The following is a 15,689-nucleotide window of genomic DNA, read 5'->3' as shown; positions in this document are numbered from 1 at the left end:
CATTTTTGACAGCATAGAAAAAAATAGCGGTAAGCCAGGTACTGACTCAACCCGGCATACAGAATGAATGACAAAAGGGAGGGATTATCAGGAGAGTGACTTTTTGCTCCGGAATCGCTCTGCCGTTTTTCTGGGGCTTTCACCAAACAGCACTTTATATTCCCCGGAGAATCGGCTCAGGTGAGTCATTCCCCAGCACATCGCGATTTCAGAAATATTTTTCCGGCTGCCATCATTGATAATATCTTCACGTATTCGCATCATTCTGTACTGACGAAGATAAGCAACAGGAGTGGTGTTAAAATATCGATTAAAACCTTCAAAGAGCTTAAGCTTATGTACTCCAGAAGCCATAACGATATCAGCCAGACATATATCCTGCTGTGCATGGCTCTCGATAAATTTGCGGGCCAGGAGAACATAGTGTGGTGGAGATTGTGCCAGTACGTTGCTCAATTCCTGAGAGTAATTATGCCGTTGTGCCATCAACAATGCTTTGATTAATATATTCTCATAGTCACGCTGGATGATCCCCAAATCAAAAAGCGATCCAGCGGTTTCCATATCATTCAGCAGATTCTGTGTAAGGTTCCACCAGGACTGTATCTTCCTGTCGGCGAGCATCATTCCGGGTTCAAATGCTAAAGGTGCATCAATCTGCCGGCCAAGCAAGCTTTCCAGCGCACCTGTGACAAGATCGGTAGGTATCGATATCTGAAGTTTGCGACATCGGCCTTCAATATTGAGCGTCTGATTTTCATAAGGGTTAACGATGACACCCCGCTGACTATCAGAAAGGATTTCATGACCGTCTTTGTATAATAACTGTTCTCCCTCAACGGGTAAGCTGAGGCTAAAACAGCGTAGCGCCTGGTGGCCTTCAATACCAATTGAGGCATCGGTACCATAGCCAATTACAGCGATCGACAGCAAATTAAGTCGGTGGCCTTCATACCTGAACTTAAGCGCTTCTTTGCCAGGAATATTCAAACAATGGTGGCCACATATCTCTTCCATCCATGAATGCGCGCCATTCCTGTCAAGGCTGTAATTTCGATAGACCTTATGAGGTGCAGGTATCATATGCATTGCTCACTCCTCAAAATTAATCGAAGGTGGTTAGAGATCTATAATTATTATTTTTAAAGAAAAGCCTGATGAAGCTAGCACCGAGCCCACAGCTGAACAAGTTTGCCCAGCAGATATCTTTTATTATTCTAATGCAGATCTAATTTCTTACCTTGCAGGCAATTTTATGAATTAAAAACAAGGGTTATTATATGGATATTAAATGCATGATGGGTAATACGAAAATCAATAGGTTATAAAAAAACCCGCCGACAGGCGGGTTGCGTTGCATTACATTCATTCGCGAATTAGCGTGCCAGCCAACCACCGTCTACCGCCACGGTATAACCGTTGATGTAATCGGACGCGCTGGAAGCGAGGAATACCACCGGCCCCATTAAATCGCTCGGCAGTCCCCAACGCCCCGCCGGAATACGGTCAAGAATTTCCGCGCTGCGCTGCTCATCGGCGCGCAGCTGCTGGGTGTTATTGGTCGCCATGTAGCCCGGCGCGATGGCGTTGACGTTGATGTTGTGTTTGGCCCACTCGTTGGCCAGCAGGCGAGTCACGCCCATCACGCCGCTTTTCGAGGCGGTGTAGGACGGCACGCGGATCCCCCCCTGGAAAGAGAGCATCGAAGCGATGTTGATAATTTTGCCGCCATTCCCCTGAGCGATAAAGTGCTTCGCCGCCGCCTGGGCCATAAAGAAGACGCTTTTGATGTTCAGGTTCATCACATCGTCCCAATCTTTCTCGCTGAATTCGATCGCATCCTGACGACGGATCAGACCCGCGTTATTGACCAGGATATCAATATGGCCAAATTCAGCCACCGCGCGCTCAAGGAGTTGCGGGATGCCGTCGATCTGGCGCAGATCGGCAGTCAGGCTCAGAAAACGACGCCCCAGCGCAGTAACGCGTTCGATGGTTTCGCTCGGCTCAACGATATTAATGCCGACGATATCGCAGCCCGCTTCCGCCAGCCCTACCGCCATGCCCTGGCCTAAACCGGTATCGCAGCCAGTCACCACCGCGACTTTACCCTGGAGAGAAAATGCATCAAGAATCATATCAGGTTCCTTTCTTTCAGAGCCTGCTCACGACAGGCAAGGTTCTATGAGTCCGGCCCGCAACGGGGGGCAGGTTCTGAGGATAAGAAGAACTCTGCGGGGCTCGCCCATCAGGAAAATAAAACAGAGTTCCGTTTTGCTAATGGAGACATCTTAGACCTGAGAAAAATCATTTTCAACGACAATTAAAACAACGTTTCATTTTTTATGATTGAGAATGACAAAAATGCAAAACAGATCACATCAGAGGGGAGCGTCAACAAACAAAAAACCTATAAATACAGAAGGTTAATAAATCTTTGAAAAATAACCACAGAAGAAGGGATTCAGGCATAAAAACAAAGAGGGGGAAAATCGGTATGTCAGCGGCGGATTGGTTTTGTAGAACCACAGTCCGGCCAGCGGGACGCGGGCCGGGAAAATATGCCAGCAGCGACAGGGATGCGCTACGCGCGCTCCACCGCCAACGCGACGCCCTGGCCGCCGCCAATACACAGCGTCGCAAGCCCTTTACGCGCATCGCGCTTAATCATCTCATGCACCAGCGAAACCAGAATACGGCAACCGGAGGCACCGATCGGGTGGCCCAGGGCGATCGCCCCACCGTTAACGTTGACCCGGCGCTCATCCCACTCCAGTACCCGGCCTACGGAAATCGCCTGAGCAGCAAAGGCTTCATTGGCTTCGATCAAATCGACCTCATCCAACCGCCAGCCCGCACGCTCCAGGCAGCGTCGCGTCGCATGTACCGGCGCAATACCCATCAGCGCGGGATCGACGCCAACGCTGGCAAAAGCGCGAATGCGCGCCAAAATCGGCAGCCCCAACTCCTGAGCCCTGGATTCGCTCATCATCATCACCGCCGCCGCGCCGTCGTTGATGCTCGACGCATTACCTGCGGTCACTGAACCCAAGTGGTCGAACGTTGGTTTCAGACTGGCAAGCCCTTCGGCGCTGGCATCCATCCGCGGCTGCTCATCGGTATCCACCAGCCGTTCGCTGCCATTATATTCTGTCGCCACCGGGACGATTTCATCGCGAAAACGCCCGGAGTCAATCGCCCGCCGGGCTTTATGCTGCGAGCTAAGCGCCCACGCATCCTGCACTTCACGGCTGATGCCATATTCCCGCGCCAGGTTCTCCGCCGTGACGCCCATATGGTAATCGTTGAAGGCATCCCACAAGCCATCGTGAACCAGACTGTCGATCAGTTGACTGTTGCCCAGCTGTGCGCCAGTTCGGCTATCGGTCAACACGTGCGGCGCGCGGCTCATATTTTCCTGACCGCCGGCGATAACCACGTCGGCTTCACCACATTGAATCGCCTGGGTCGCCAGATGCAACGCCTTGAGGCCAGAGCCGCAGACGTCATTAATGGTAATGGCCGACACCGTGTTCGGCAGCCCGCCGCGGATCGCCGACTGGCGCGCCGGATTCTGCCCGGTACCCGCGGTTAACACCTGGCCGAGGATCACTTCATCAATGCTCTGCGGATCGATTCCACTCCGTTCGACCAACGCTTTCACGACCACGCTGCCCAATTCCACTGCCGAGTGACGCGCCAGCGTACCCTGAAAACAGCCGATTGGCGTACGCAACGCGCCGACAATCACGACATCTTTCATCCTTTACCTTCTGCGCAAAGAACCATCAATAGAGCTGTTATAGTAGAGAATTGTTATCAAAAAATTTCGCAATTGTTTAAAAAAAGTGAGGCGGTTCACAAAGATTGGCTGACGTGATTATCGCCCCTGACCTTCCAGATGCTGGCGCAACCAGCTACCGGCTTCTCCCAGGGGAGCACGCTTATTCCACAACAGATCCACCGAGATCGACCGCGGCCAACCGGCAATATCCAGCGCCATCAGTTGGCCGATACCGGAGAATTCCTCCACCAGCGCGCAGGGCAAAATGCACCAGCCAAAACCCTGCACCGCCATACTCAGCAACAGCAAATAGTTGGGCGCAGACCAGACCTGGCCACGCGACGGATCCGGCGCGCTTTCGAGATAGGTGCTGAGCCGCAGTTCACGCCAGCCATGTAAATCATCCCAGAACACCCGGCCCTGCGCCGCCAGCGGGTGGCTCGGCGCCACGTAAATTCCCATTGAGGTTTGTAGCGGCAACCGCATGCTGCCGATTTCCATCGGATAGCTGTCCCTGGCTTCAATCAGCCCGACCTGCGCGCGCTCTTTTTGCAGCAGATCCACCACATCTTCGTCTTCGCCAATCAGGCATTCGAACTCGGTATGCGGGAATCGACGATCGAACTGCTCCAGCAAATCTTCCAGCACATCCGGGTGCAGGGTATCAGACAGGACAAAAGTCAGCCGTGGTTCGGTATTACCGGATAACGAGCGAGCCAGTTCATCCAGTCGCGAGCTGGCGGCAAGAATCGCTTTCACATAACCCAACACCTGCTCCCCCTGCGCAGTCAGCGTCGGCTGACGGGTAGAACGATCGAACAGCGTCACTCCCAGGTCGGTCTCAAGATTCGAAATAGCGGTGCTGATGGTGGACTGGCTTTTACGCATCCGCCGCGCGGCGGCAGAGAACGAGCCGCTAGCGGCCGCTTCAACAAAGGCGGTAAGGGCTTCGGGTGAATAACGCATAACCTATCTACTTTATCGATGGAATCTATCTTTTGTTTATCACATTTATCCATAAAATGCCGGGTAAATCTGTATGACAGCACTATCGAGAGGTATCTCAAAATGAAAACCCATAACGTGCAGCATAAGACGCTGCTGGAACGTGTACTGCACGCGGTGAGCTTTGAAGGCCTTGCCACGCTGATTCTTGCTCCGACCGCGGCCTGGCTGATGCAGCGCTCGGTGGTCGAAATGGGCGGCTTGAGCATTCTGCTCGCCACCATGGCGATGATCTGGAACCTGATCTATAACGCCGTCTTCGATCGTCTGTGGCCGGTTTCGCGGCTGGCTCGTACATTACGAGTCCGTGCGCTGCACGCCATCGGCTTTGAGTGCGGATTTATCATCATCGGCGTTACCGTCGTTGCGCTGGTGCTTGGCGTATCGCTGGTCCAGGCATTTATGCTGGAAATCGGTTTTATGCTGTTCTTCCTGCCCTACACCATGTTCTTTAACTGGGCGTGGGATACGCTGCGCGTGCGCGTATTGAAGGAGCGCCAGCCGCAGAGCCTGCCTAATAGCTAACGCTATCGATCGTACGGATCGCCTAACCCATTGGCGATCCGCCTGTTTATTTATCACCAAAAACTATCGCCGCAGACAATTCATAAATGTGGTAAATTGCACTCCTTTTTTTGGGTTTTACGGTTGATAAATTCGCATAATGTCTAAAATTTGGTCTAAAGAAGAAACTCTTTGGAGTTTTGCTCTATATGGCACTGCCGTAGGCGCCGGCACCCTCTTTCTCCCGATCCAACTCGGTTCGGCCGGCGCCATCGTGCTGTTCCTTACCGCGCTGGTCGCCTGGCCGCTCACCTACTGGCCGCATAAAGCCTTGTGTCAGTTCATTTTGTCCGCCAAAGTCGCCTCTGGCGAAGGGATCACCGGCGCGGTTAATCACTACTACGGCAAAAAAGTCGGCAACCTGATAACAGGCCTGTACTTCCTCGCCTTCTTTGTTGTCATCCTGATCTACGCCGTGGCGATCACCAACTCGCTGGCTGAACAACTGGCCAGGCACATGGCGATGACGCCCGGCGTACGCGCGTTGTTGAGCCTCGCAGTGGTGCTGGTGCTGAACCTGATCTTCCTGATGGGTCGTCATATCACCATCAAAGTGATGGGATTCCTGGTCTTCCCGCTGATTGGTTGCTTCCTGTTCCTCTCCATCTACCTGATCGGCAGTTGGCAGCCGGAGCATCTCACCAGCCAGATGGCGCTGACCTCAAAGACCTGGCACCAAATCTGGATCTCAATTCCCGTGATGGTTTTCGCTTTTAGCCATACGCCGATTATTTCGACCTTCGCTATCGATCAGCAGGAGAAATACGGCGAGCAGGCCATGGGTAAATGCAAAAAAATCATGAAGGTGGCCTACACCATCATCTGCGCCAGCGTGCTGTTTTTTGTTTTCAGTTGTCTGCTGTCGATTCCGCTGCCCTACATTGAAGCCGCGCGTGATGAAGGGGTGACCATTCTCTCCGCGCTATCCATGGCGCCGGGCGCGCCGGGCTGGCTAGCGGTCACCGGGATTATCGTGGCGGTCGTCGCGATGTCGAAATCGTTCCTCGGTACCTATTTCGGCGTGATCGAAGGCGCCAGTGAAATCATGAAAACGTCGCTCGGCCAGCTTGGCATCCGCAAAAGCCGCGCCTTTAACCGCGCGATGTCAATCATGCTGGTCTCCGCGCTGACCTTCATCGTCTGCTTTATCAATCCGAACGCCATCTCGATGATTTACGCCATTAGCGGCCCGCTCATCGCAATGATTCTGTTCATCATGCCGACGCTGTCGACTTACATTATTCCAGCGCTCAAGCCTTACCGTTCGCTGGGTAACCTGATTACTCTGATCGTCGGCCTGCTGTGCGTCTCGGTGATGTTCTTCAGCTAAACCGCTCCCGCGGCGACAGCATTCACCGTCGCCGCACATTCTGCCAATATTCTCACCGTTAAACTGCGCTGACAGGATTACACTTATTCTCTGCATATCATCGGAGGGAATCTCTATGTCCAGCGTAAAATTATCCGGGCTCGGCGCTTTAGGCGACCGTCAGGTTTATCGACTAGGATACGGCGCCATGCAGCTCGCCGGCCCCGGCGTCTTCGGCCCGCCAAAAGACCCTGACGCCGCCGTCCGCGTGCTGCAGGAGGCCGTCGCCGCCGGTGTGAATCATATCGATACCTCTGACTTCTACGGCCCGCACATTACCAACCAACTGATTCGCAAGGCGCTGCATCCCTATAGCGCGGATCTGTGCATTGTGACCAAAGTCAGCGCTCGCCGCGATGAGCAAGGCAACTGGCTACCCGCGATGTCGCCAGCGGAACTCACCCAGGCGGTAGAAGATAATCTGCGAAATCTCGGTCTGGACGTTCTGGAAGTGGTCAACCTGCGCAGTATGCTTGGAACCCACGGTCCGGTAGAAGGCTCTCTGGAACAGCCGCTAACGACCTTGCTGGAACTACAAGCGCGTGGGTTGATTCGCCACATTGGCCTGAGCAATGTCACCGCGAAACAGGTTGCTGATGCGCAGAAGCTGACGCCCATCGCCTGCGTGCAAAACCAGTACAACATTGCCAACCGCGACGACGATGCGCTGATTGACGAGCTGGCGCAGCAGAACATCGCCTACGTCCCGTTCTTCCCGCTGGGCGGCTTTACGCCGCTGCAGGCGCAGGAGCTTAATGATGTTGCCGCTGGGCTCAGCGCCACGCCGATGCAGGTGGCGCTGGCGTGGCTGTTGCAGCGTTCGCCAAATATTTTGCTGATCCCCGGCACCTCGTCGCTGGCACATTTACGAGAAAACCTCGCCGCCGCAACGTTATCGCTACCAGTAGAAGCGCTGGCGACGTTGGATAACATCACCCGTTGATGACGTCAACTCCCCCCTTTACGGCGTTTGTCGTAAAGGGCTATCCCCTTAATATTAAGCCGGTTAAGCTGGAATTAAGCTAACTCTGCTGGCATGATATATCCGACAAATCGGGGTTTTGCTGCTCCTTTTTCAGAACAATAACCTTATAAATTGCATTGAGTTACGTTATTTCTTAGGCCTCCTAATTGGGAGGCTGCTGTCGTTTGTATTGTTCCATGGTTTTTGTTAACACTCTTGATTACAGGAAAAAACAATATCGACTTCGACGTTTATACAAATCAATTTGGCGACAAAGATAGCCAATATCATCGAACGCTCACAAAAACATCTGGTTAACATAATCAGAATGTCGCTATTGCTGTAAAAAAAATTAACTATGCACAGTAACGATTCAACAAGGATTACCCATGCCAGAGGGAACGATAAAAACCAGTAAGTATGAAATCATTGCTATTTTTAGAGAGGAACAAAGAAAGCAAACAGAGATAGAAATTTTCTTTAATAACAAAAGCATCAGTACTCAGATTGCGCGTGTCGATTTTGCTGAATTCCATATCCACTGCGATAGAAAAATCCCGGTGGGGAATAAATTCAAATTTATTTTGCATAGCGATTCAGGAAAGATCGAGTTCACCACCCAGCGGCAGAAGAATTCCGCTGCCGACGCGGAGAATAGCAATAAGGTGGCGTTTGCGTTGCCGGAATGCCTCCAGGTGGTACAAAGACGACGCGATCCGCGCTTTCGTTTACGCGATGAGAATGATTTCTTTTGTCATGGCCGTCATAAAAATGGCGAGAACTATGCTTTTGATATCAAGGATATTTCTGACGGTGGCTGCGCGCTGATTGCCCAAAGCCCGAATCTAAAATTCCTTGCCCACAACTCAACGCTGAAAAACGCCATTCTGTCTCTGGCTGAATATGGCGAAATCACCGTTGATCTGGTTATCAAGAACGTGGCGATGGTCACGCTGGATAGCGAAGAGAAGAGTCAGGAAAACTACTACCAGATTTCCTGCCAGTTTAAGTTCCGCCGCAGCGACGACAGGAAAAAAATAGAAAAAACGCTGATCGATTTGATTCTGGAAGCAAAGCGGAAGAAGAGAGTTTGATGCCCTTGAACAATATCTTGCTGTACACCGACGACAATATCATTGGCCAATCTATTCATGATTATCTGAGCAATATTCACCAGGATATCACTCAGGCCAGTTATCAAGACATCGTGCAAGGGGGCGTTGCGCCCCTGGCTGAGACGGTGATCTTCAATATGATCCACAAGGATATATCTGCCGCCGATACGGTAGTATTACTCAACAAGCTGCGCTTTCATTTCTCGCGCTGTACGTTGTTGGTATTGATGGTGAAAAGCGATATCGCGAGTTTGTGCCGGGAATTAATCGGTCTGGAAAACCTACTCATCCTGACGGAAAAGTCTTCTTTAGACGCATTCTCAGCAATTACCAGAACGCAGGAAGAAAACCCGGAGTTCCAGTATTTGCGTACGCAGCGAAAGCTAACCGCCCGGGAACTCCAGGTGCTGGAACTTATTATCGCCTGCAATAACAACAAGCGAATTGCGTCGCTGCTCAATATCGACCATAAGACGGTGCACAGCCATCGCATTCATATTATGAAAAAGCTGGGCATGAATAGCTCGCAGGTGATGCACAAGCAAATCGTCAATATGAATCAATGCTGAGCGCGCGTGCCGTTGCCGCGCCTACAGCGACAAACGAAAGTGCTGACGCAGCGCTCGCTTACCGGCGTCGCTAATCGTCACCTCCCGATAGCCAGGCGTCAGCGTGAACCAGCCTTTTTTCACGCCCCACTGTAGCAGAGCGGCGCCCGCGGCTCCGCCAAGATGAGAGCGGCGCTCGCTCCAGTCGAGGCAGACGCAGCACGCTTTGCGGCGGGTCCCCGCATCGAGCGAGATCCCTAAACGGGAAAAGTTAGCCTCCCCCGCAGCGCTCAACGCCGCGCCGTCGGCAGTCAGCCATGCTTCCTGCTGCAGGAAATCATAGATAGCCACCGCCACCTCGCCGGCCAGGTGATCGTAACAGGTACGCGCCATCCGCAACGTTCCCGGCGTGCGCGTGGCCAGCGGCACGGCGCTTTTACCTGCCATCGCCATCATGTTTTCCAGTAATCCGGCGACATCGCCTCCCGCCAGACGATAGTAGCGATGCCGCCCCTGCGCCAGGCAGACCAGCAAGCGGCTGCTGACCAGTCGGCTAAGATGGGCGCTGGCGGTTGACGGCGAAATATCTGCGGCGCCGGAAAGCTCAGTCGCGGTCCACGCCCGGCCATCCATTAATGCGCAGAGCATTTTCACCCGTGAAGGGTCGGCCATCGCCGCGGCAACCGCCGCCATCGCCACGGCCAGCGCTTCATCATCATTAATCACAACAGTCGGTTGCAACATGGCGCCTCCGGATAAAGTTCACTATGCTGAGCGCGGGCTCGGCATCTGATATTCACGCAGCACCTGCGCAACGCGGATCTGATAATCGGCAAAGATAGACTCCCGCCCTTCCCGCTGCGCCGCCTGATGGCAAACATTACGCTTCCAGGCCGCCACCGCCTGCTCATCCCGCCACCACGACAGCGACAGAATCTTCCCGGGCGTGCTCAGACTTTGAAAACGCTCGATGGCGATAAAGCCATCGATGGTCTCAAGCAGCGGCTTCAACTGCGCCGCCAGGGTTAAGTATCGTTCCTGCTGCGCCGCCGTAACCTGTGCTTCAAAGAGTACCGCAATCATCCTCTATTCCTCCAGAAGGGATAAAGCCGCACTGTAGCGTGAAGGTCGCCGTGAATGCTTCGCCAGTGGACGAAGTATCGCCGACGTGGTGAACAAAAAGCAGCCAATTCATTCATGCAATCAATATCAAAAGAAATATCAGCGAGGGAAAAAAGCCGGTGTACGGTAATTCAGCACTTTCACCACACACAAACAACACAATGTTTTTATTGTTATTTTTAAATAAATCGTCAATTCATGGTCATCAATCCGTCATAAAAATGTGATCTAAATCGCACTTTTTGCAACGCGCGTTATAGTTAGCAGACTTATTATAAGTCCCATCGAAAGCACAACGCTTTCCACCATAAAAGTTAAAAGGATAAACACCATGAAAAACGTAAAATTACTTGCTGCTGCCGGTATGCTGTCTCTGGTTTCTTTCGCTAGCTTTGCGGCTCACCCGGTGAGCGTAACCTCCGATACCCTGGACAGTGCAGAAGCAAAAATCGCTGCAATCGCTAAAGAACAGGGTGCCTCTTACCACATTACCGAAGCCTATACCGGTAATCAGGTACATATGACGGCGGAACTGTCTAAATAACCGAATGGTCGCAGAGGGAGCTGCCGGACAGGTCGTCTCAGGACGGCTGGTCTGGCTCCCGCCACGTTATATACACGGCAATGTCGAGCCCCTTTAATGGGGCTTTTTAACGTCAGCGCTTCGCCAGCGCCCGTTGAATCGATAGCACGCTCGCCAGCACCACGATAAGCCCCACCAGCGCCATTCCTTTTATGCTCTGCCCGAGAAATACCCATCCCAGCAGCACCGCCGTCACCGGGCTTAACAGGCTCATCGCCGACACCGACACCGGCGACAAACGGCTGATTCCGCGAAACCATAAGCCATAGGCCAACATCGCTCCGGCAACGCATAGCCACACATAGCCAGCGGCCTGCGGCATCGTGACCTGGCGCAGCGGCGGGTCCACCAGCAGCGCGATGGGCAACAGCACAATCCCGCCAATTAACAGTTGCCACCCGGTCATCGCCACAACCGGCAAAGAAAGCGCCCAGCGCCGCGACAGCCAGGTCCCCAGTGCCATGCTGATCGCACCGAGGAATGCGGCCCCGATACCTAACGGGTCGAGCACCGTCTGCGGCGAGAGCAGCAGCATCGCCATGCCGATAATCCCAGCGCAGGCGGAGACCACCGCCAGCCACGGCGAGCGTTGGCGGTCAACGCTCCAGGCCAACAGCATCACCAACAGCGGCTGGATGGCGCCGATCACCGCCGCCAGACCGCCAGGTAAACGGTAGGCCGCGATAAACAACAGCGCCTGAAACGCGCCAATATTCAAAATGCCGGTAATAACCAGCTTCCACCACTCGCCGCGCAGCGGAACGCGGCGGCTCCACAGTAGCAACGCTATCCCAGCGGGCAATACTCGCAACAACGCCGCAATAAAGGGACGATCCGGCGGCAGAAACTGCGAAGTCACGATATAGGTCGTCCCCCAGATAGCAGGAGCCAGGGCGGTAAGCAGGAGATCCACCGCCAGATTACGAGTGAAAAAGGCCATGATTTTATCTTCATATCAAGGTAAATTATGTTGCAAGTATGTATCGATAAATATCTTGATATCAAGACAAGTAGGCACAAATGGACAAATCACCGCAGGCGGATGCCGTTGACCGCATCCTCTCCCAATGGCAGCGCGAACGCCCCGATCTGGACTGCCGCCCGATGGGGCCGATTGGCCGCCTGAAACGCTGCGCCATGCTGCTGGAACCGCGCGTGGAGGCGGCATTTGTTAAACATTCTTTGGTGCGCTGGGAATTTGACATGCTGGCGACGCTGCGCCGCACCGGCGAGCCCTTTGTGTTATCGCCAACGCAGCTTTTTTCCACCCTGATGATTACATCCGGCACCATGACCCATCGCCTCAAGGCGCTGGAAAAACGCGGCTTGATTACGCGGCTGTCTAATCCGCAGGATGCGCGCAGCATGCTGGTGGCGCTGACGCCGGAGGGACGACGCCTGATCGATGGGGCAGTGGAAACCCACGTCGCAAATGAGCATCAGCTGCTGGCAGGGCTATCGGACACGCAGCGCCAGCAGTTAGACGAGGCGCTGCGGGTATTTATGCGCCTGCTGGAGAATGACTAGCAGCCAGCGGCAATAAAATCGCCATTGGCGCTAATCGGGATCACGGTCAGAAACAATACCGCGGCGAACAAAATGAGCAACACGCCGCCCATTATTTTAATCATCGGCACCAGCCAGTAAAGCTGGCGGCCATCGGCGGCAAACAGGCTGACCACCCGGCTGCGCGCGTAGCGCACCGCCAGCGACAGCCCGAGGATCGAGAGCGCAGTACCAAGCGCCATGGTCATCACCGCCGCGATGCCCCAGCTGACAATACCCAGCGCGTTAGCGAACATCAGGATCATGATCGCGCCGCTGCACGGCCGAGCGCCGATCGCCAGCACCACGCCGAGGCGGGTTTTCCAGTCTGCGCCGGGTAGCTCGCGCCCGACGCCATGGTGGCCGCAGCCGCACTGTTCATCATGTTCATGCAGAGGCGTCAACGCGCTGATGCTCATTTTTCGTGGCCACATACTTTTCAGCGCCTGATAGATAACGAACCCGCCGAACACGCCAATCATCAGGGCGCTGATTTTCTCCACATACCAGCGGCTGGCGCTGAGATCGCCGGAAGCCAGGTTCAGCCCTACCGCAAGGATAAAGACGAAGAGTATCGCGCTCACCCCCTGCATCAGGCTGCCAAGAAATGGCACCACCCGCGCCGCCGCCTGGCTTTCCTGATTGGTGCTGAGATAGGTCGTCACGATAAATTTGCCGTGTCCTGGCCCGATGGCGTGCAGCACGCCATAGAGAAACGCGCCGACTAACAGCCAGATACCACCGCTGTACTGGTGGTTGTTGAGCTGTAACAGGTACATGACCAGGTAGCGATGCAGGGTAATTTGCGTCGCCAGGCACCACTGGATAAATGCCCCCCAGTGAGCATGCAGCGTCATACCCGCCCACAAAAGCGCAATCCCCAGCACACCTGCCAGCAGCAGGCGTTTATCATGCGTTAAATGACGAATGGTTATCATGATGTCATCACCTTTAAAAAAGCCTCGCGTTGTGCCGTCATCAGGTTCGCCGTCTCAGCATCGCGGGGTCTTATTACAACTGTATTGCGTTTTGCAATAACCGCCAAATACGCATACCATCTGCGCATTCTACCGTCGTCAGGCAAGGAGATGCTTGTGGATAAGACTCACTCTTCGACCCCGCCAGAGAGCCATGAAAGCCGCTTCCATAAAGAAGAGTTTCCCTTCTTCTGGGTGGTTAACGTTTACGCCCGCTACACCCAGTTAATGGAAATAGAGCTCAAAAAAATCGATATCGATCTTTCCCGTTTCCGCGTGCTGATGCTGGTTCATCAGTACCATCGCGCCAGCATCTCGCGCATTACCGAATATGCCGTTAGCAAGATGCCGACCGTGACCAAAATCGTTGGCCGCCTGCGCGATGACGGCCTGCTGACCACTCACGTCAGCGCCAGCGATGGCCGGGTAACCGAAGCGGAACTCACGGCCGCCGGCGAGGCCAAGGTTGCGGAAGCCCGGGCGTTAGCGGAAATCATCTTCGCCAAAGCATTTAAGGGCATCACCCCAGCGCAGGAAAAGAAAATGAATCAGGTGCTGGCTCTAATTCTGCATAATTTCGACGATTAATCCCTTCACAATAATAACCATTTATCGCAAATGGTTATTCTTTTTTTTTACCCTACCCTTCGTTTTTCGCACACTTTTTTATCATTTTTTTAACTTATATTTTGCATTTGTTTTTGTGACGGCCCTCAAGAGATTAAAATTTATCCATTAAATTTTATTAAATAAAATCAATAAATTAAAAATTATCTTTGTTTTATAAAACGATCTTATCGCTATTTCCACCGTAAAAACCCGCCAACAGATTACTTGAATTTTCAAGTTTTAATGACAAGATTACCTCAGACGCCAGCGGGTCGTTTTTTAGTCATTTATACCCTAAATAGAGTTGCAGGCAGGCGGCAAGTGTCACCACTAAACGGATATGTGAATCATGACGACTGAACATCGAACAGAGACAGAAAACGCGCAATCCGGGTTTATCTCGCGCTTCAGCCTCGGCAAAGACGGGCTGACGTTTGCGGTCAAAGACAGCCTCGATATCGCCGGTTTCCCGACCCGCGCCGGCAGCCCGGTGCTGCAAGATACGCCGCCAGCCGCCGACCATGCCGCCGTGGTCCAGGCGCTACTCGATCACGGCTGCCAGCTTCGCGGCAAAACCACCCTGCATGAGCTGGCATTTGGCGTCACCGGCATCAACCCATGGAGCGGTACGCCGCTGAACCCGCATTATCCGTCGCTGATCCCCGGCGGCTCGTCCAGCGGTTCTGCCGCCGTGGTCGCCGCCGGTGAAGTCGACTTCGCCGTGGGCACCGACACCGGCGGCTCGGTACGGATGCCTGCCGCCTGCTGCGGCATTATTGGCCTGAAGCCGAGCTTTGGCCGCCTCAGTCGCGCCGGGGTCATGCCAGCGCAGAGTTCACTCGACTGCGTCGGCTTGTTTGCCCGCGATATCACCACTCTGCGTCAGGCGCTGGCGAAAGCGCTGGGCGAAACCGCATCGACGTCAGGCGGCGCAGCGCCCGCGATAAGCTATCTGGCCGGCACGGCAACGCCCGCCATTGAACAACTCATCGTCGCGCGTCTGCAGCATGCGGGGCTGTCGTGGACATCCGCCGAACTACCCGGATTCCATGAGGCGCATCAGGCCGGGCTCACGGTCATAAGCCAGGAGAACTGGCAGGCGTTCCACCCTATCATCGACGCGCCAAATCTGGCTCCGGACGTCGCACAACGGATCCGCGCTGGCGCGGAAATCAGTCCGCAGCAGCGGCAGGCGGCGGAAAACGTGCGTCAGGCATTTAGCGCCGCGGTGGATACACAACTGGCGAAGACGCCGTTGATTCTGTTACCGACGCTGCCGGATTGTCCGCCGTCGCTCGAGGAAGCGGCCAATCCGCTCAACGTAGTGAATCTCACCCGTCTGGTTCGCCCGTTTAATTTAAGCGGCCACCCGGCGCTGAGCCTGCCGCTTGGTGAAATTGAGCGTCGCCCGGTGGCCCTGCAATTGATCGCCGGAAAAAATAAAGAATTTGATTTACTTAACTTCACGGAATATTTGCTAGAAAAATTAAAATAATAAATAACC

17 protein-coding genes are annotated in these 15,689 nt (G+C 53.8%); 9 read left to right on the top strand and 8 right to left on the bottom strand.

The genetic code is table 11. The annotated features are described in order from the left end of the window. Positions 1–87: 87 nt before the first annotated feature. The 4 genes from PYR66_04430 to PYR66_04415 form a co-directional block, all read right to left on the bottom strand. Positions 88–1,089: an AraC family transcriptional regulator gene (locus tag PYR66_04430; GenBank protein WEF28985.1), complete on the bottom strand. Its 1,002-nt coding sequence runs from the start codon at positions 1,087–1,089 to the stop codon at positions 88–90. 287 nt (positions 1,090–1,376) lie between these two features. Then, complete coding sequence (gene kduD, locus PYR66_04425) at positions 1,377–2,138, bottom strand: 2-dehydro-3-deoxy-D-gluconate 5-dehydrogenase KduD (protein ID WEF28984.1); 762 nt, start codon at positions 2,136–2,138, stop codon at positions 1,377–1,379. A 446-nt stretch (positions 2,139–2,584) separates the two neighbouring features. Then, the gene (locus PYR66_04420; protein ID WEF28983.1) at positions 2,585–3,763 is read right to left on the bottom strand and encodes an acetyl-CoA C-acetyltransferase; all 1,179 of its coding nucleotides are present in this window, start codon (positions 3,761–3,763) and stop codon (positions 2,585–2,587) included. Between the two features lie 117 nt (positions 3,764–3,880). Beyond that, positions 3,881–4,750, bottom strand: coding sequence for a LysR family transcriptional regulator (locus PYR66_04415; protein WEF28982.1), 870 nt, complete (start codon positions 4,748–4,750; stop codon positions 3,881–3,883). A 102-nt stretch (positions 4,751–4,852) separates the two neighbouring features. Between PYR66_04415 and PYR66_04410 the strand changes: the two genes are divergently transcribed. From PYR66_04410 to PYR66_04390, 5 genes are all read left to right on the top strand, one after another. Next, positions 4,853–5,314, top strand: a complete 462-nt coding sequence (locus PYR66_04410) for a multidrug/biocide efflux PACE transporter (GenBank protein ID WEF28981.1) — start codon at positions 4,853–4,855, stop codon at positions 5,312–5,314. A gap of 139 nt (positions 5,315–5,453) precedes the next feature. Continuing rightward, positions 5,454–6,683, top strand: a complete 1,230-nt coding sequence (locus PYR66_04405) for an amino acid permease (protein ID WEF28980.1) — start codon at positions 5,454–5,456, stop codon at positions 6,681–6,683. Positions 6,684–6,798: 115 nt separating this feature from the next. Further along, positions 6,799–7,665 carry an aldo/keto reductase family oxidoreductase gene (locus PYR66_04400; GenBank protein ID WEF28979.1) on the top strand — a complete coding sequence of 289 codons (867 nt, stop codon included), beginning with the start codon at positions 6,799–6,801 and terminating at the stop codon, positions 7,663–7,665. A gap of 410 nt (positions 7,666–8,075) precedes the next feature. Beyond that, on the top strand, positions 8,076–8,780 hold the full coding sequence (locus PYR66_04395; GenBank protein ID WEF28978.1) for a PilZ domain-containing protein: 705 nt from the start codon (positions 8,076–8,078) through the stop codon (positions 8,778–8,780). After that, on the top strand, positions 8,780–9,370 hold the full coding sequence (locus tag PYR66_04390; protein WEF28977.1) for a LuxR C-terminal-related transcriptional regulator: 591 nt from the start codon (positions 8,780–8,782) through the stop codon (positions 9,368–9,370). The genes PYR66_04395 and PYR66_04390 overlap by 1 nt, the downstream gene beginning before the upstream one ends. 21 nt (positions 9,371–9,391) lie before the next feature. Here PYR66_04390 and PYR66_04385 read toward each other — a convergent pair whose 3' ends face one another. Together PYR66_04385 and PYR66_04380 are read right to left on the bottom strand one after the other, a co-directional pair. Then, on the bottom strand, positions 9,392–10,093 hold the full coding sequence (locus PYR66_04385; GenBank protein WEF28976.1) for a winged helix-turn-helix domain-containing protein: 702 nt from the start codon (positions 10,091–10,093) through the stop codon (positions 9,392–9,394). Between the two features lie 21 nt (positions 10,094–10,114). Then, positions 10,115–10,432: an antibiotic biosynthesis monooxygenase gene (locus PYR66_04380; protein WEF28975.1), complete on the bottom strand. Its 318-nt coding sequence runs from the start codon at positions 10,430–10,432 to the stop codon at positions 10,115–10,117. A gap of 370 nt (positions 10,433–10,802) precedes the next feature. Here PYR66_04380 and PYR66_04375 point away from each other — a divergent pair, with 370 nt between their 5' ends. Further along, positions 10,803–11,015 carry a DUF1471 domain-containing protein gene (locus tag PYR66_04375; GenBank protein WEF28974.1) on the top strand — a complete coding sequence of 71 codons (213 nt, stop codon included), beginning with the start codon at positions 10,803–10,805 and terminating at the stop codon, positions 11,013–11,015. A gap of 112 nt (positions 11,016–11,127) precedes the next feature. On the opposite strand, the gene PYR66_04370 is transcribed toward PYR66_04375, so the two are convergent. After that, complete coding sequence (locus PYR66_04370; GenBank protein WEF28973.1) at positions 11,128–11,994, bottom strand: EamA family transporter; 867 nt, start codon at positions 11,992–11,994, stop codon at positions 11,128–11,130. An 80-nt stretch (positions 11,995–12,074) separates the two neighbouring features. On the opposite strand from PYR66_04370, the gene PYR66_04365 reads away from it, so the two are divergent. Then, positions 12,075–12,581, top strand: coding sequence for a MarR family transcriptional regulator (locus PYR66_04365; protein WEF28972.1), 507 nt, complete (start codon positions 12,075–12,077; stop codon positions 12,579–12,581). Here the strand turns inward: PYR66_04365 and PYR66_04360 are convergent. Beyond that, entirely contained in the window at positions 12,578–13,537 is a 960-nt protein-coding gene (locus PYR66_04360; protein ID WEF28971.1) for a nickel/cobalt transporter, read from the bottom strand. The two genes, PYR66_04365 and PYR66_04360, sit on opposite strands and share 4 nt — an antisense overlap. Positions 13,538–13,693: 156 nt before the next feature. On the opposite strand from PYR66_04360, the gene PYR66_04355 reads away from it, so the two are divergent. Next, the gene (locus PYR66_04355; GenBank protein WEF28970.1) at positions 13,694–14,164 is read left to right on the top strand and encodes a MarR family winged helix-turn-helix transcriptional regulator; all 471 of its coding nucleotides are present in this window, start codon (positions 13,694–13,696) and stop codon (positions 14,162–14,164) included. Positions 14,165–14,534: 370 nt separating this feature from the next. Next, positions 14,535–15,680 carry an amidase family protein gene (locus tag PYR66_04350; protein ID WEF28969.1) on the top strand — a complete coding sequence of 382 codons (1,146 nt, stop codon included), beginning with the start codon at positions 14,535–14,537 and terminating at the stop codon, positions 15,678–15,680. Positions 15,681–15,689 lie beyond the last annotated feature (9 nt).

The sequence above is a fragment of the Klebsiella aerogenes genome (genome assembly GCA_029027985.1).
GTDB classification, from domain to species: domain Bacteria; phylum Pseudomonadota; class Gammaproteobacteria; order Enterobacterales; family Enterobacteriaceae; genus Klebsiella; species Klebsiella aerogenes_A.
Note: the sequence above shows the minus strand (reverse complement) of the source record. Positions and strands in the feature narration are given on the sequence as shown.

What these genes read in the sequence shown, in the direction of transcription:
- PYR66_04430 (WEF28985.1), bottom strand. Translation starts at nt 1,089, where the DNA reads ATGCATATGATACCTGCACCTCATAAGGTCTATCGAAATTACAGCCTT.
- kduD (WEF28984.1), bottom strand. Translation starts at nt 2,138, where the DNA reads ATGATTCTTGATGCATTTTCTCTCCAGGGTAAAGTCGCGGTGGTGACT.
- PYR66_04420 (WEF28983.1), bottom strand. Translation starts at nt 3,763, where the DNA reads ATGAAAGATGTCGTGATTGTCGGCGCGTTGCGTACGCCAATCGGCTGT.
- PYR66_04415 (WEF28982.1), bottom strand. Translation starts at nt 4,750, where the DNA reads ATGCGTTATTCACCCGAAGCCCTTACCGCCTTTGTTGAAGCGGCCGCT.
- PYR66_04410 (WEF28981.1), top strand. Translation starts at nt 4,853, where the DNA reads ATGAAAACCCATAACGTGCAGCATAAGACGCTGCTGGAACGTGTACTG.
- PYR66_04405 (WEF28980.1), top strand. Translation starts at nt 5,454, where the DNA reads ATGTCTAAAATTTGGTCTAAAGAAGAAACTCTTTGGAGTTTTGCTCTA.
- PYR66_04400 (WEF28979.1), top strand. Translation starts at nt 6,799, where the DNA reads ATGTCCAGCGTAAAATTATCCGGGCTCGGCGCTTTAGGCGACCGTCAG.
- PYR66_04395 (WEF28978.1), top strand. Translation starts at nt 8,076, where the DNA reads ATGCCAGAGGGAACGATAAAAACCAGTAAGTATGAAATCATTGCTATT.
- PYR66_04390 (WEF28977.1), top strand. Translation starts at nt 8,780, where the DNA reads ATGCCCTTGAACAATATCTTGCTGTACACCGACGACAATATCATTGGC.
- PYR66_04385 (WEF28976.1), bottom strand. Translation starts at nt 10,093, where the DNA reads ATGTTGCAACCGACTGTTGTGATTAATGATGATGAAGCGCTGGCCGTG.
- PYR66_04380 (WEF28975.1), bottom strand. Translation starts at nt 10,432, where the DNA reads ATGATTGCGGTACTCTTTGAAGCACAGGTTACGGCGGCGCAGCAGGAA.
- PYR66_04375 (WEF28974.1), top strand. Translation starts at nt 10,803, where the DNA reads ATGAAAAACGTAAAATTACTTGCTGCTGCCGGTATGCTGTCTCTGGTT.
- PYR66_04370 (WEF28973.1), bottom strand. Translation starts at nt 11,994, where the DNA reads ATGGCCTTTTTCACTCGTAATCTGGCGGTGGATCTCCTGCTTACCGCC.
- PYR66_04365 (WEF28972.1), top strand. Translation starts at nt 12,075, where the DNA reads ATGGACAAATCACCGCAGGCGGATGCCGTTGACCGCATCCTCTCCCAA.
- PYR66_04360 (WEF28971.1), bottom strand. Translation starts at nt 13,537, where the DNA reads ATGATAACCATTCGTCATTTAACGCATGATAAACGCCTGCTGCTGGCA.
- PYR66_04350 (WEF28969.1), top strand. Translation starts at nt 14,535, where the DNA reads ATGACGACTGAACATCGAACAGAGACAGAAAACGCGCAATCCGGGTTT.